General features: G+C 38.3%; 13 protein-coding genes. 2 read left to right on the forward strand and 11 right to left on the reverse strand.

Annotation, left to right across the window (positions count from 1 at the left end):
* Positions 1-25: 25 nt before the first annotated feature.
* The 7 genes from MUN87_RS04570 to hemA all read right to left on the reverse strand — a co-directional run bounded on the left by MUN87_RS04570 (position 26) and on the right by hemA (position 8,174).
* Positions 26-988, reverse strand: coding sequence for a LysM peptidoglycan-binding domain-containing protein (locus MUN87_RS04570; RefSeq protein ID WP_244746497.1), 963 nt, complete (start codon positions 986-988; stop codon positions 26-28).
* A 983-nt stretch (positions 989-1,971) separates the two neighbouring features.
* Complete coding sequence (gene hemL / locus MUN87_RS04575) at positions 1,972-3,258, reverse strand: glutamate-1-semialdehyde 2,1-aminomutase (RefSeq protein WP_244747882.1); 1,287 nt, start codon at positions 3,256-3,258, stop codon at positions 1,972-1,974.
* A gap of 13 nt (positions 3,259-3,271) precedes the next feature.
* Entirely contained in the window at positions 3,272-4,252 is a 981-nt protein-coding gene (hemB, locus tag MUN87_RS04580; protein WP_244746498.1) for a porphobilinogen synthase, read from the reverse strand.
* Positions 4,252-5,016, reverse strand: a complete 765-nt coding sequence (locus MUN87_RS04585) for a uroporphyrinogen-III synthase (RefSeq protein WP_244746499.1) — start codon at positions 5,014-5,016, stop codon at positions 4,252-4,254. The genes hemB and MUN87_RS04585 overlap by 1 nt, the downstream gene beginning before the upstream one ends.
* Positions 5,013-5,945, reverse strand: coding sequence for a hydroxymethylbilane synthase (hemC, locus tag MUN87_RS04590; protein WP_244746500.1), 933 nt, complete (start codon positions 5,943-5,945; stop codon positions 5,013-5,015). The genes MUN87_RS04585 and hemC overlap by 4 nt, the downstream gene beginning before the upstream one ends.
* Before the next feature lie 24 nt (positions 5,946-5,969).
* On the reverse strand, positions 5,970-6,788 hold the full coding sequence (locus tag MUN87_RS04595) for a cytochrome C assembly family protein (RefSeq protein WP_244746501.1): 819 nt from the start codon (positions 6,786-6,788) through the stop codon (positions 5,970-5,972).
* Positions 6,789-6,806: 18 nt separating this feature from the next.
* Positions 6,807-8,174 carry a glutamyl-tRNA reductase gene (hemA, locus tag MUN87_RS04600; protein WP_244746502.1) on the reverse strand — a complete coding sequence of 456 codons (1,368 nt, stop codon included), beginning with the start codon at positions 8,172-8,174 and terminating at the stop codon, positions 6,807-6,809.
* Between the two features lie 226 nt (positions 8,175-8,400).
* On the opposite strand from hemA, the gene MUN87_RS04605 reads away from it, so the two are divergent.
* Both MUN87_RS04605 and MUN87_RS04610 read left to right on the forward strand, forming a co-directional pair.
* On the forward strand, positions 8,401-8,880 hold the full coding sequence (locus MUN87_RS04605; RefSeq protein ID WP_244746503.1) for a LiaI-LiaF-like domain-containing protein: 480 nt from the start codon (positions 8,401-8,403) through the stop codon (positions 8,878-8,880).
* 70 nt (positions 8,881-8,950) lie between these two features.
* Positions 8,951-9,838, forward strand: coding sequence for a DMT family transporter (locus tag MUN87_RS04610; RefSeq protein WP_244746504.1), 888 nt, complete (start codon positions 8,951-8,953; stop codon positions 9,836-9,838).
* 147 nt (positions 9,839-9,985) lie between these two features.
* On the opposite strand, the gene yihA is transcribed toward MUN87_RS04610, so the two are convergent.
* From yihA to tig, 4 genes are all read right to left on the reverse strand, one after another.
* The gene (yihA, locus tag MUN87_RS04615; protein WP_244746505.1) at positions 9,986-10,567 is read right to left on the reverse strand and encodes a ribosome biogenesis GTP-binding protein YihA/YsxC; all 582 of its coding nucleotides are present in this window, start codon (positions 10,565-10,567) and stop codon (positions 9,986-9,988) included.
* On the reverse strand, positions 10,554-12,887 hold the full coding sequence (lon, locus tag MUN87_RS04620; protein WP_244746506.1) for an endopeptidase La: 2,334 nt from the start codon (positions 12,885-12,887) through the stop codon (positions 10,554-10,556). The genes yihA and lon overlap by 14 nt, the downstream gene beginning before the upstream one ends.
* A gap of 249 nt (positions 12,888-13,136) precedes the next feature.
* Entirely contained in the window at positions 13,137-14,408 is a 1,272-nt protein-coding gene (clpX, locus tag MUN87_RS04625; RefSeq protein WP_244746507.1) for an ATP-dependent protease ATP-binding subunit ClpX, read from the reverse strand.
* Between the two features lie 332 nt (positions 14,409-14,740).
* Positions 14,741-16,027 carry a trigger factor gene (gene tig / locus MUN87_RS04630; protein WP_244746508.1) on the reverse strand — a complete coding sequence of 429 codons (1,287 nt, stop codon included), beginning with the start codon at positions 16,025-16,027 and terminating at the stop codon, positions 14,741-14,743.
* Positions 16,028-16,094 lie beyond the last annotated feature (67 nt).

Here is a 16,094-nt window from a genome sequence, read left to right on the forward strand (position 1 = left end):
GACAGGCTACCAAGGGACTAACAAATTATTCTTCAGAAGGAATCGGAATATAAATCAATTGTCCGGCAGAAACATCTTCATCTTCTAATCGATTCACTCTCATAATGTGTTTTGATGAGAGTTGATATCGCTCGGCAATCGTATGCATCTGATCATCTGGCTGGACGATATATAATTTCAACCGTGTGTAACTCGATGCTTCTTCATCTGCAAATACATTCAACAAATAGGATGTCTCATCTTGAGACTCATTTCTCGCTTTCACATGTAGTTTATCCTCTTCTTTTTCTGCTTCTGCAAGCTCTTCTTCAGCTGATATATCCTCTTCTTGATTCTGACGTTCTTCTGTGTCTTGCGCTTCATTCTCCTGCATGGCTCGAACGCTCGTGATAGGCACTACTTTCTCCTCTTCGTACTCTTCATTCGTTGTGTCGAGGTCTTCTTCATCCATTTCTAAATGAAACGTCTCTTCGTTATCTTCAGTCTGCTCATCGAATCGGTTTTCTTCAAAAGCCGGCAATTCCGTTTCCTCTGTATATTCACTTTCTTCTTCTTCTTTTGCTCGATCTGGTTGTGGTTCCTGTAAACCATGAATAGCTAATGTTGCTTCAATCGTCATCTTATTAACAGCATCCAAATTGTAGTCAAAATGATCGACTTCTATTAAGACATCATCTAATGATGCGATGCGATCGAGCGGCACAGACACATCAATGAGAAATTTATGAAAAAACTCATTCATTTCATCTGATAATGATTCTACTCGTTCGACATAATTGCCGTTCAACGGTTCTTCCACTCTAAGATCTGGTGTATCGCTTTTGATATATTCTCCTTTTAGTTCCATCACACCTCTAATCGAAAGTGTATTACCTAACTCCTCCATTGATATAACAGGTTCCAGACCTATTCCTAACATTTCCTTAATCTGCTGTTCGTTCTCAAATGCAACTACTTCATGAATATTAAATGTAAAGGCTTCTTGCAAAGCACTTCCCCTTCCTTTTGCTTAGCTAAGGCGTACTAGCATTTCATTAAACTATATGATGTGAGGAAGAAAAATATGCAAGCTTGACAGAGAGAAGTTGTATAACACCTCAGAACGAACAGGGATTTTCTTATCAGCAGGTTAAAGGCTTTGCCAAATACATCCCACAATGTCAAACTTCCTAATCCATATTATAAGAACACCCCTTCCTATTCAGCATGATTACTTCTATGACTGTACTTATATATACTTTCTTTGCTTATTAGAAAAAAGACATAACCCGCCAAGTCGTAATTGAAATTATATCAACTACCTATAATATGGATTATGTCAAGTGGAGCTGTGTTGATGTTGATATAATTTATCTGCTAAGCAAAGCTCCGGAAATAGGCTCCGCGTCCTGTGGGCACGGCTTCAGCTAGGCTACTACCTGTAAATGCTCCTTTGCTGCCTTGTCCCGAGGAAGCTTACTTCGAAGCAAAGCTTGCAGACACAGGCACAAATGAAATGGATCTTCAGCTCGCGCTGATTCCACGGGAGTCTCCGCCTATTTCCTACGCTTAAGGGAAGTGCTACAACGCATGGAACAGCAAAAAGCAGTGGTTCTAAGCATTATGTTATTCAAAAGCTGATATTTATAGTGCACACAATATGCTAGCAATTCCAAAAGTTGTAGAGCCCCCATCCAAGCGTAGGCCAACCACGTAGACTCCCGCGGGACAGGCAGGCGCTGGAGATCCACTTTGTGAAGTGCTTTTCTTCACAAAGTTAGCTTCAGCCGTGCCCCGCAGGAAGTGGTTGGCCGGAGCGGTATCATACCATACATAATATTTCAAAATTACCACTAAGCCGTTAGTTGACATAATCCATATTATAGGAACTCAGCTTCTTATTCAATATGGTTACTGCTGCAACTGTACTTTTTTGCTTTCTTGCCTGATAAAAAAAGCTTACAAACCAATGTGGCTTGTAAGCTTTTCGGGTTATGATAATTTTTGGAATGCTTTATCGACTGCTGCGATTGTTTTTTCAATATCTTGATCTGTATGAGATATAGACAGGAACAAGCCTTCGAATTGAGAAGGAGGAAGGAATATGCCTTCTTCTGCCATTGTCCGGTAATACGTAGCAAATGCTTCTGTATTTGATTTAGAAGCTGTCTCGTAATTAATCACAGGCTCATTTGCAAAGAAGATACCTACCATAGATCCTGCCCGGTTAATTTGCAGAGGAATATTATATTTCTCTGCAGCCAGTCTATATCCTTCTATTAAACGGTCTACTTTCGTATTGATATCATCATAAGAGGAACGATCCATTGCTTTTAATGTTTCAAGACCTGCTGTCATCGCCAGCGGATTACCAGATAACGTTCCGGCTTGATAAATATCACCAACTGGAGCAATACGTTCCATAATTTCTCGTTTACCGCCATAAGCACCTACAGGAAGGCCACCACCAATAACTTTCCCTAAGCATGTTAAATCAGGTGTGACCTCGAAATGACCTTGTGCACAATGGTAGCCAACTCGGAATCCTGTCATTACTTCATCAAAGATCAACAAGGATTGATACTGGTTCGTAATGTCACGTAATATTTGCAAAAAGTCTTCATTTGGCGGAACAACTCCCATATTACCAGACACTGGCTCAACAATCACCGCCGCAATATCATCACCAAACTGTTCAAAGGCATACCGAACGCTTTCGATATCATTATATGGCACTGTTATCGTGTGCTGCGCAACACTCTCAGGCACACCAGGGCTGTCCGGCAACCCTAAAGTTGCAACACCAGATCCTGCTTTAATTAATAAAGAATCACCATGACCATGATAGTTTCCTTCAAATTTAAGGATTTTATTTTTTCCTGTATAACCACGTGCCAGACGCAATGCACTCATGGTTGCTTCCGTACCAGAATTAACCATTCGCACCATTTCGATAGAAGGAACACGATCAATCACTAATTGCGCTAATTCATTCTCTAATAAAGTCGGTGCCCCAAAGCTAGTCCCTTTTTCAGCCACCTCTTTTAGTTTTGTGACTACTCGATCATCAGCATGACCTAAAATTAACGGTCCCCAGCTTAACACATAATCAATGTATTCATTGCCATCAATATCATAAATTTTGGATCCTTTACCGTGATCCATATAAATCGGGTTCATTCCCACAGATTTAAACGCTCTAACTGGAGAATTGACACCACCAGGCATTAATTCTACCGACTCTTTATATGCATCAACAGATTTTTGATTTTCTCGCATCATGATCGCCTCCTTAGTTTTCTTGCAGCCATCTTGCTACATCTTTCGCAAAATACGTAATAATAATATCTGCTCCAGCACGCTTCATGGCAGTCAGCTTCTCTAACACAATCGCTCGTTCATCAACCCAGCCATTAAGACTTGCTGCTTTAACCATTGAATATTCCCCGCTTACGTTGTAGGCTACCACCGGAACAGGAAATTCATTTTTTACGTCCCGAATAATATCCATATAAGAAAGAGCTGGCTTTACAATTAAGAAATCAGCACCCTCTGCTCTATCAGAAGTCGCTTCTCTGATTGCTTCCAAGCGATTAGCCGGATCCATCTGATATGTTTTTCTATCGCCAAACTGTGGTGTACTATCAGCTGCATCACGAAATGGCCCGTAAAATGCTGAGGCATATTTAACTGCATACGACATAATCGGAACATTGGTATACCCTGCTTCATCTAGCCCTTCGCGAATTTCTGCTACAAAGCCATCCATCATGTTCGAGGGTGCAATGATATCTGCGCCAGCTTCAGCTTGCGTTACTGCCGTTTTCACATGTAATGGTAATGATTTATCATTATCCACATCTCCATGTTCAATGAGTCCACAATGGCCATGCGAGGTATATTCGCAAAGGCATGTATCAGCGATAATCAGCAGCTGATCTGTTCTTTCTTTAATTTGACGAATGGCTAGTTGAACGATTCCATCAGGATCATATGCCCCTGATCCAACTTCATCTTTCTCTTTCGGTATCCCGAATAAAAGAACGGATGGGATCCCTAATTCCAGTAATTCATCAATCTCATTGTCCAAATAATCTAGAGATACTTGGAAAACTCCTGGCATTGAAGAGACTTCGTTTTTTATTTTTTCCCCTTCAACGACAAATAATGGGTAAACTAAATCATTTACTTGTAATTCTGTTTCACGAACGAATCGACGCATAACGCTGGAAGACCGTAAACGACGATGGCGGTCAAATCGTGTTGTAGACATTATTTATCACCTTCTCTTATGTAATCAAGATAAGTAGCTACCATATTCTCAATCGTAAATGTCTCAGGATAGATAATTTGCTGAAATCCATGCTTTTCAAGTGCCTCGCTTGTCGTCGAACCAATGGCAACGGCTGTCACATTCTTCTTCACCTGTTCCAAAAGCGAAGCAGCTAAGAATTGGTGAAACGTATTTACCGTTGAAGGACTTGTAAAAAAAACAGCATTCATTTCGGTCGCTTTTTCCTGAAGCAATGGTATTACTTCTTTATTTTTCATTGTACGATAAATCACTATTTTTTCAAAAGAAAGACCTTGTTGTTGTAATTGTTCGGGGATTTCTCTTCTGGCGTTACTTCCACATAATAAAGCAATATGACAGGACGAAACAATCTCACGAAATTCGCGAACCATTGTACTCCCAGCGAAAATAGAGGGAACAAAATCCACACGATATCCATACTCTTCAAGAAGTTGAGCGGTTTTCTCCCCGACTGCAGCAATTTTTTGATCTATTTTCAGTCCCAGCTTTTTAACAAATTGGTCAAAAAAATGTACGGTATTCGCACTAGTGAAAAAAAGCCAATCATATTGACTGATCTCCTGTAAGCTTTTTTGGACATCTTCCAATAAGCATTTCTCAAAATAAAGCAGAGGAACTCTCTCACAGTGAGCACCGTAAGATTCCAATAAATAGACTAAAGGAAGCGCTTGTTTCGCTTCCCTCGTCACCATTATTCTTTTGCCTGATAAAGGCTTGTTCATTCCTGGTTCGCCTCAATCGCTTCATCGACTAATTCTTGTGCACCACGTGCCTGGAGTTTCTCAGCTGCCTCTTTTCCAACCTGTTCAGGGTCCGTACCAGTCACGGTTTCTTTCAGGACTGTCTTACCATCACTGCTGGCAACCAGTGCAGTAAGTACAATACTATCACCATCTAAATAGGCATAGCCTCCGATTGGAACAGAACAACCACCATTTAGTAAATGCAAGAAAGTCCGCTCTGCTTTGACGGTTTTTGTTGTGTAATCGTCATTGATTTTAGTGAGCAATTGTAATAATTCCTCATCATCTTCACGGCATTCAATTGCTAATGCTCCTTGACCGACAGCAGGTACACAAATTTCAGGTTCCAAATATTCCGTTACGATATCCTCGCTCCAGTTCATTCGTTTTAGCCCAGCTGCAGCTAAAATAATCGCGTCGAAATTTTCTTCTTTTAATTTGCGCATGCGCGTTTCAATATTTCCCCTGATCCAATGAATTTGCAAATCAGGACGAGCTGCCAGAATTTGTGATCCCCTTCTCAAGCTGCTTGTCCCAATTACTGCACCTGCAGGTAAGTCCGCTAATGCAACATGATTATTGGAAATAAAAGCATCCCGGTGATCTTCACGTACCGGAATAGAGCCAATGATTAACCCTTCTGGCATAACCGCAGGCATGTCCTTCATACTATGAACTGCAAAATCAATTTCTTTGTCATACATCGCATTTTCAATTTCTTTAACAAAAAGACCTTTTCCCCCAACTTTCGATAATGTCACATTGAGAATTTGATCCCCTTTAGTTACGATCTTTTTGATTTCGAACTGATATTGATCACCTACATGTTTCTGTAACTGTTCAATCACCCATTCCGATTGCGTTAAAGCTAAATTACTTCTTCTTGAACCTACGACTATTTTGCGCATTCATGACGCCCCCTTAATCCTAATTTACATATGAAAATTCGATAAACTGTTGAATAAAAAGAAATTAATTAATAATATCAGAAAAGCGATAACGTTCCATGTTAAAATCTTCTTCCCACGATAACCTTGTTTGATCCGAATATACAAGTAGCCTGCATATATGGCAAAAACAAGTATGGAACCTATTGTCTTGCTATCGCCCCAGTAAAACTCTGTCCCCGTCATATAAGCCCATACGACACCTAAAATGATCGACAGGATTAACATTGGTTCTGCAAGTACAATCAGGTGAAAAGCACGCTTTTCCAGTCCTTCTAAGTCTTGGAATCTTCTTAACCATTTATACCCTATTTTTCGTTTTAATAACTGATATTGCATAAAATATAAACATGCTAAAATAAACGAAATTGTAAATAACCCATAAGATAACAAGGCTAGCACAATATGTGCAAATAACATTTCATTTAATACCATCGGAATTTGATTGGAATCAGTCAGTCTCACCGATTGCAGTGTATGCACAATCATAAAGAAGAATCCAAATACACTCATAAAAAACATAAAGAATTCAAGTTGGAAAAATCGATGCACAACGAGTGAGAATGTAATAATAATCCATGTGTACGTATACAAACCATCATGCAACGTTTGTATTGGCAGACTGGAATTTTGCCATATCTCCGTTAATAAAAAAATGGTTTGAAGAATCCAAACCACAGAAAGCAACCAGAAAGCAATATGGTTTGCTTTCCGGTTTTGGTAAAGAAAATCTATAAAATAGAATATGACACTTAAGCCGTATAACATCAACATGCATTCATGAATAATTCGTTCAGCCAACATAAAGGGAAAACCACCCAATTAATGTGTAGACACATTTTGTAGTCTTTGTATCATTTTCTCCTTCTTTTTATCAAAGGTAATAACTTTATCATCTTCTGTTTTTTGAACATTTTCGTTCACTAGCTCTTCGATGTCAAAAATTTGCATAAATAATGATAAAGATTGCTCTGCATTTTTTTGACCTGCTAATTCTTTTGCTTGCAGAATTGGTTGTTTCAATAGTTGATTCACTATACTTTTCGTATGTTTGTTTAACACTTTACGTTCACGATCTGTTAAGTTAGGCATTTTGCGTTCTATACTTTTCATGGTTTCTTTCTGAATTTCAAGCGCTTGTTCTCTTAACGCTGTAATAACTGGCACAACTCCTAACGTTTGTAACCATTCATTAAACGCTACAATTGCTTCTTCAATCCATAGTTCCACTTCTTCCGCAGCTGCTTTTCTTGCTTCTAAATTACTGTCGACCACATGCTGCAAGTCATCAATATCGTATAAGAAGACATTATCTACTGCTTCTAAGGCCGGATCTAAATCCCGAGGAACAGCTATATCAACCAAAAATAAAGGACGACCTTTTCGCTGTTTTTCCACCTTGCGATATAAATCTTTGGTAATCATATATTGATCGGCACCAGTCGAGCTGATGACAATATCTGCTTCAACTAATGAGGCTTCCAGCTCATCGATGGATTTCGCAGTACCATTAAATTGTTTGGCTAATTGTTCAGCTTTTTCCATCGTGCGGTTTACGACTGTAACTTGGACAGCACCAGAACCGACAAGGTTTTTAGCTGCTAATTCACCCATTTTTCCTGCACCTATAATGACGACGTGTTTTTTCTGTAAGTCGGTGAAAATCTTCTTCGCTAATTCGACCGCTGCGTAACTTACAGAAACTGCATTTTCACCTATCATCGTCTCACGTTGGCTTCTCTTACCTATAGTAATGGCCTGTTTAAACAGCTCATTAAAAATCGTTCCTGTCAACTTATGCTGCTGAGCTTGAAGAAAGGTTTGTTTCACTTGACCGAGAATTTGTGTTTCTCCCATCACCATCGATTCTAATCCACAGCTTAAACGGAATAAATGCTCAACCGCTGCTTCATTTTCATAAAAGATGATATAAGGAACAAAATCTTCTTTCTCAATACCAAACCAATCAGACAAAAATTGCTTAATGAAATATCTGCCTGTATGAAGTTGATCCACGACCGCATATATTTCGGTACGATTGCATGTCGAAATAATGACATTCTCTAATACACTTTTTCTGCTATTGAGCTCTGTCATAGCTTCGATTAAGCTATCCTCACGAAATGCGAGCATTTCTCTAACTTCGACAGGCGCTGTTTTATAATTTATACCTGCTGTTATGATATGCACGATATCTACCCCCAAAAAAACAAAACCTAACACACATTTACTAATAGTATAACATGAATTCCAACAGAATTCGTGATGTTTTTATGAACAGTATATGAATCATCTATGCTAAAATATAAAGTGATGTTTGTTTTCATTGTTCATAATGTAATTTATCATATTTTATACATTTTATCAAGAAAATAAATTTTACATAATAATTATTTTAATTTAGGAGTGTTTTTAGTTGAAAAAAAATGGTCTTGTCGCTTATTTATTAATCGGTATCGGTATATATTTTTTACTCCGTGAGTTACGGATACCCGTTTTTACCGATTTTTATTCGTGGCCGACGTTATTAATATTAGTTGGTGTTGCGTTTCTCATTTACGCTTTCTCAATTAAAGATTATACTAATATTTTTCCTGGTGTTATTCTATTAGGATTAGGTATTCACTTTCACAGCTTAAACCATTATCCTTTCTGGATCGACCATTGGGCTATGTTCACCATTATTGTAGCAATAGCATTCCTGGCACGTGCTTTAAAAACAAAAAATGGCTTTTTTCCAGGTCTTATCCTGTTAGCAATTTCTTTATTTGCTATTTTTGCGGATCAACAACCAAGCTGGTTCAATTGGATTAATCAGGTGATGCTTTGGCTTGAACGATTCTGGCCCATCATTTTAATTGCTTTAGGCGCTTATTTACTGTTGAAAAAGAAATAAACTGTGCTACACTTAACATGCTTCGGAATACAAATCCTTTGATAATAGAGAGAGAAAAGAGGGTGACTGTATGAAGAACTATGTTGCGTATATGTTAACAATGATTGGTGCAGGGTTCTGGGGACTAACTGGATTATTCGTTGACAGCTTGTATGGATATGGCTTCACTGCCTGGGAAATTGTTGCGATACGATTGACCGTATCCTCAACAATTTTGTTGGTTGTGCTGTTACTGACTCAACCGGGTAAATTAAAAATACAATGGAAACACCTTCCGTATTTTTTTGGTTTAGGCGTAGGAAGCATTGTCTTTTTCAACTGGTGTTATTTCACCGTCATGCAACAGACATCCTTATCCATAGCTGTCGTCTTACTTTACACTGCTCCAATTTTTGTAACGATTTTGTCCAGTTTCCTTTTCCATGAGCCGGTTACCAGAAGTAAAATTATTTCCTTGTGTTTAACGGTTATTGGTTGTGCATTAGCGATCGGATTATTCCCTTTTGGCAACTTGACAATTCCATTAATCAGTATCGTCTTAGGAATACTTTCTGCTTTTTTCTGTGGATTATACAGTATTATTGGTAAACAAGTAAGCAGACACTATAATTTTCTTACTACCACTGTCTATGCTTTATTAACAGGGAGTATTTTCATCTTACCAACCAGCGGGCTATGGAATAAAACAGAGGCCTTCCAATCCATTGAAGTTTGGTTGAATATTGCTGGCATTGCGATTGTTTCTACGATTGCTGCTTATACGCTGTACACGTTAGGGCTTGCATATATCGAATCAAGCAAAGCAGCGATATTAGGAGCAATGGAACCAATTGTAGCTGTAATAGTCGGTGTGGTCATTTTCGGTGATCAATTGACTTTCATTCAGACATTTGGTATTTTATTAGTCATTAGCGCGGCGTTTATGACGGTATACCGAAGAAAAAGAAAAATAAAATAACCGTTAAACAATAGAAACCGGAATCTGACCGGTTTCTTTTTTTTGCTACAAGCTTTATATAGGAACTCAGTTTCATGTTCAAAATGGTTACTGTTATGAACGATAAAAAAGCAGTATGCTAAGACTTCCTTGCATACTGCTTTCCATTTAAATATATTTAGACAGATAACTCCACGCGTCTTCTTTACCTTCACTCGTTTCAGCCGAGAATGGTATCACAGTGTCTTCCGGATCTAAATCGAGTGTATCAATGACTTGTTTGAGATGGGCTGATTTTTTGTTTTTCGGTATCTTATCCAATTTAGTCGCAATGACCAATACCGGGATTTCATAATGTTTTAAAAAGTCATACATCATTCTATCATCTTCAGTTGGCTTGTGACGAATATCAACAATTAATACCGTTAACTTAAGTGTATCACGAAGCGAGAAGTATTCTTCCATCATTATTCCCCATTTTTCCCGCTCTTTTTTGGATACTTTTGCATAGCCGTAGCCTGGAACATCAACAAAATAAAGGATATCATTTATATTATAAAAATTTAATGTCTGAGTCTTTCCGGGCTTTGATGACGTTCTGGCTAAATTTTTGCGATTGATTAATTTGTTGATGAAAGACGATTTACCGACATTCGATCGTCCCGCTAAGGCAATTTCCGGACGTCTGTCAGACGGGTATTGCTTCTCAGATACTGCACTTATCACAATTTCTGCTTTACTTACTTTCATCGTTCTCCTCCAATAATGCATATTCTAATACGGTGTCTAAGTGATCAACTGGAATAAAGGTTAATCCTTCTCTTACGCTATCTGGAATATCGTCGAGATCCTTTTTATTGTCTGCTGGCATGATAATGGTAGTGATTCCAGCTCGATGCGCACTTAATGTTTTCTCTTTTAAGCCACCAATCGGCAACACTCTGCCACGCAAGGTGATTTCACCGGTCATCCCCACTTCTTTTCGGACCGGTCGACCTGTTAATGCTGAGATTAAAGCCGTTGCCATTGTAATCCCCGCCGACGGACCATCTTTCGGTGTCGCACCTTCTGGAACGTGAATATGAATGTCGAACTTCTCGTGAAAATCAGGCTCGATTTTCAGTTCCGCTGCACGTGATCGAATATAGCTGAAAGCTGCTTGTGCTGATTCCTTCATGACATCTCCTAATTTACCTGTTAAGGTTAGCTTACCTTTTCCTTTCGCAAGACTAACCTCTATCGATAAAATATCCCCGCCAGCTGCAGTGTAAGCTAATCCTGTGGCAGCACCGATTTGATTTTCTGATTCCATTAATCCGTAACGGAATATTGGCTTACCAAGAATAGTTTCTAATTGTTTTGCTGTCACGACAACACGTTGCTTTTCAGAAGATACGATGATTTTGGCTGCTTTTCGGCAAACTGCTGCAAGTTGTCTTTCTAAGCCACGCACTCCTGCTTCCCTCGTGTACACTCTAATCAATTTGATTAATGCCTCATCACGAATTTGCAACTGCCCTTTTTTAAGTCCATTTTCTTTTAATTGTTTTGTCAACAAGTGTTGCTTTGCTATATTTAACTTTTCTAACTCGGTATAACCGGCAATGGAAATAACCTCCATACGATCCAGTAATGGGCGTGGAATGGTTGCTAAATTGTTAGCTGTAGCAACGAACATTACTTTCGATAAATCGTATGTTTCTTCAAGATAATGATCACTATACGTGTTGTTCTGTTCTGGATCTAACACTTCTAACATCGCTGATGAAGGATCACCACGAAAATCATTTGACATTTTATCAATTTCATCAAGTAAAAATACTGGGTTAATCGTTTCGGCTTTCTTCATACCTTGAATAATCCGACCAGGCATTGCGCCCACGTATGTCCGACGGTGACCACGAATTTCTGCTTCATCCCGCACACCACCGAGGGATATACGGACAAAATGTCGGTCAATCGCTCGAGCAACCGATCGTGCCAACGATGTTTTCCCAACACCTGGAGGACCAACTAAGCAAAGGATAGGACCTTTTAAAGAATTAGTTAACTGTTGTACAGCAAGATATTCCAAAACACGCTCTTTTACTTTTTCCAACCCGTAATGATCTGCATTTAATACATTTTCTGCATGATGAATATTAAGATTGTCTTCGGTTTCCTCTTGCCACGGTAATGTTAGTAACCAATCAATATAATTACGGATAACAGAACTTTCAGCAGAGCTTTGTGGAACGCGTTCATAGCGATTTAGTTCTTTTTCTACTACCTCCTGGATTCGTTCCGGCAATGCTTTTTCTTCTAATTTCTCACGCAAAGCTTGCAATTCACCAGTACGACCGTCTTTTTCGCCTAGCTCTTTTTGGATGGCTTTCATCTGTTCCCGTAAATAATATTCTTTCTGCGTCTCTTCCATTGATTTTTTGACACGTTGACCTATTTTCCGCTCTAATTCCAAAACTTCTTGTTCATTGGAGATAATCTCTAACAATTTCCGCAATCGCTTGGCAACATCTCTTGTCTCCAATACATCTTGCTTGTCTGACATTTTTAATGCGATGTGAGAGGCTACAATATCAGCAAACCGACTAGGATCTTCGATATCCATTACTGTCGCAACTGTGTCTTTCGTAATTTTCTTCGACACTTTTGAATAATGTTCAAATTGCTCAAGTAATGCTCTTCTTAAAGCATCTTCTTCAGTAGGCTTCTGATGGCTATCCTCTAATGGATTTATTTCTACAAAAAATTGTTTTTCCGCATTTATAAATTTCTTGATTTCCGCTCGGTACAAACCTTCTACAAGCACTCGCATTGTACCATTTGGTAATTTTAACATTTGATTTACTTTCGCAACCGATCCAACTACCTGAATATCCTCTTTCTCCGGATCTTCAATCGCACTTTCTTTCTGCGCAGACAGGAAAATATGTTGATCATTCATCATTGCTTTTTCTAAAGATTCGATTGATTTTTCTCTACCGACATCTAAATGAATGACCATACCTGGAAAGACAATTAGACCTCTCAAAGGCAAAAGTGGAATATGTAAAAAGTTTGATTCTGTCATGTGGCACCTCCATCATAGCTACTCCCCTAAGTACATGGAATTCACCCGAGTCTAATGGCAGACACTTGTCTGCTTTTTATCTGCGTATGAAATAACAAATACCTAGTACATTGGTTTTACTCATCTATTGTTATCAGTTTAAAGAAGTTTCGTTTCTTTGTAAATCTAAAAGGTATTTTCCGGCTTAGTTTTATCATATTAACAGTAAACATACAAAATCCCTTGTTTCGATAACAAGGGATTTTTTCTTTATGCACTCTCTTTTGGAGATTCTAGATCGAGAACCGTACCATCTTCATGGATCAATTTCGGACGGCCATTTTCTTTTGATACCGTTTCTTCTGTAATGACACATGTTTTGATGTCGTCACGTGAAGGTAATTCAAACATAACGTCAAGCATAATACCTTCAAGAATGGAACGAAGACCACGTGCACCTGTTTTTCGTTCAATTGCTTTTTGAGCAACAGCCTCCAATGCACCTTCTTCAAATTCCAATTCTACGTTATCAATATCAAACAGTTTATTATATTGTTTCACTAACGCATTCTTAGGTTTAGTTAAGATTTCAACTAACGCTTTTTCGTCTAGTGGTTCCAAGCTTCCAATTACCGGCAAACGGCCAATGAATTCTGGAATAAGACCGAAACGTAATAGGTCTTCTGGTAACACCTTTGATAACAATGTCGCTTTATCCATTTCCTGGTTATCTGAGTCTGCACCAAAGCCGATTACTTTCTTACCTAAACGGCGTTTAACAATTTGCTCAATACCATCAAAGGCACCACCACAAATAAATAATATATTTGTCGTATCAATTTGGATAAATTCTTGATGAGGATGCTTTCTTCCACCTTGTGGAGGTACACTTGCCGTTGTACCTTCTAAGATTTTAAGCAAGGCTTGCTGCACCCCTTCACCAGAAACATCACGTGTAATAGATGGATTTTCTGATTTTCGTGCTACTTTATCAATTTCGTCAATGTAGATAATACCTTTTTCCGCTTTCTCTACATCGTAGTCAGCAGCTTGAATTAATTTCAGCAGAATATTTTCGACGTCTTCCCCAACATAACCTGCTTCAGTTAAAGAAGTAGCATCTGCTATTGCAAAAGGCACATTAAGAATACGCGCAAGAGTTTGAGCTAGTAATGTTTTACCACTACCTGTAGGTCCAATCATCGCTATGTTACTCTTCGATAATTCTACATCGTCTTTTGCTTTTGGTGCGTTAATACGCTTATAGTGATTATACACCGCTACGGACAAATTCTTCTTTGCTTTTTGTTGACCGATGACGTAATCATCCAAGATTTCACAAATTTCCTGTGGTTTCGGAATATCTTTGTATTCTACTTCTTCATCTGTTCCTAATTCCTCTTCCACAATTTCCGTACATAAATCAATACATTCATCACATATATAAACTCCTGGGCCAGCCACTAGCTTGCGAACTTGGTCTTGGCTTTTACCACAGAATGAACACTTTAATTGACCTTTTTCTTCATTAAATTTATACATGACATTCACCCCTTGATCAAAAAATATTACGATAAATTCCCAAAAACGATGAGCTGTTTACTCGTCTTTAAGCAATCATATCAGATTGTTTCAAAATAAAAAAGTAATACACTTTTTCATTGTTTACAGAAGCGTATCAGTCTTTTACCTCGATGACAAACATGTTGCATTTCTAATGATAGTTTTCTTTATGTATATGTTAGTCTTCCCAATTCTATATCCTTATATTGCATTCTGCAAAAATTTATGTATATGGGGCTTGAATTATATGTATGAATATGGATAGAAAACAAGGTACGGACGTACGCACCTTGTTTTACTAATTGATTGATTTATTTTACTTTTGCATTATCTACAAGGACATCAATAGCTTTTTTGAATTTCAAATCATCTTGAAGTGCTGCAGTGTTACCACCAAGCGCTTGTTTGATTTGATCAATTTCCATGTTGTATGCGGAAGCCATTTGTTCTAATTCCTTGTCTACATCTTCATCTGTTACTTCTACATTCTCAGCTTGTGAAATAGCTTCTAATGTTAAGTTTGTTTTAACACGTTTACCAGCATCTTCTTGCATTTGTGCTTTCAATGCTTCTTCATCTTGACCTGAGAATTGGAAGTACATATCCAATGTCATGCCTTGCATCTGAAGTCTTTGTTCAAATTCTTGAAGCATACGGTCTAATTCAGACTGTACCATTGCTTCTGGAATTTCAACTTCAGCATTATCAGATGCTTGCTGAATTAAGCTTTCACGCTTATTCGCATCTGCTTCGTTTTCACGCTGTTCTTGCAGACGCTTTTTTGTTTTATCTTTTAGTTCGTCTAATGTTTCTACTTCTTCATCAACATCTTTAGCAAATTCATCATCTAATTCAGGTAATTCTTTTGCTTTGATCTCGTGAACTGTCACTTTGAAGGTTGCTTCTTTACCAGCTAGATTTTCAGCATGGTATTCTTCAGGGAATGTCACTGTTACTTCTGTTTCTTCGCCAGCTTTTTTGCCGATAAGCTGTTCTTCAAAACCAGGGATAAACTGACCAGAACCAATTTCTAGTGAATGGTTCTCCGCTTGACCACCTTCAAAAGCTTCTCCATCAACAAAACCTTCAAAATCAATAACAGCTGTATCGCCTTCTGCGATTTCGCCTTCTTCTTTAACAACAAGCTCAGCTTGTTGTTCTTGTTGTTTTTGGATTTCAGCATCTACGTCTTCATCCGTTACTTCTGTATTTTGCTCTTCCACTTCAAGTCCTTTGTAGTCGCCAAGCTTAACTTCAGGCTTAACCGTTACTTTAGCAGTAAAGATAAGGTTTTTACCTTTTTCGATTTGTTCGACATCTACTTCAGGCTGATCTACCGGTTCGATTCCAGTTTCTTCAATGGCATTAGAATACTCACCTGGTAGAATAATATCTACTGCATCTTGGTATAATGATTCTACACCAAAACGTTTTTCGAACATTCCTCTAGGCATTTTTCCTTTACGGAATCCTGGTACTTGTACTTGTTTAACGACCTTCTTAAAAGCTTGGTCTAAAGCACTATCGAATTTGTCTGCATCCACTTCTACTGTTAGGACACCAACATTACCTTCTTGCTTTTCCCATTTTGCTGTCATTCTAAATTCCCTCCAACATAAAAATCTGTATATTTGACGTTCATTCAATATACCATCCTATAATAGA

It is taken from the genome of Gracilibacillus salinarum (assembly GCF_022919575.1).
Lineage (GTDB): Bacteria > Bacillota > Bacilli > Bacillales > Amphibacillaceae > Gracilibacillus > Gracilibacillus salinarum.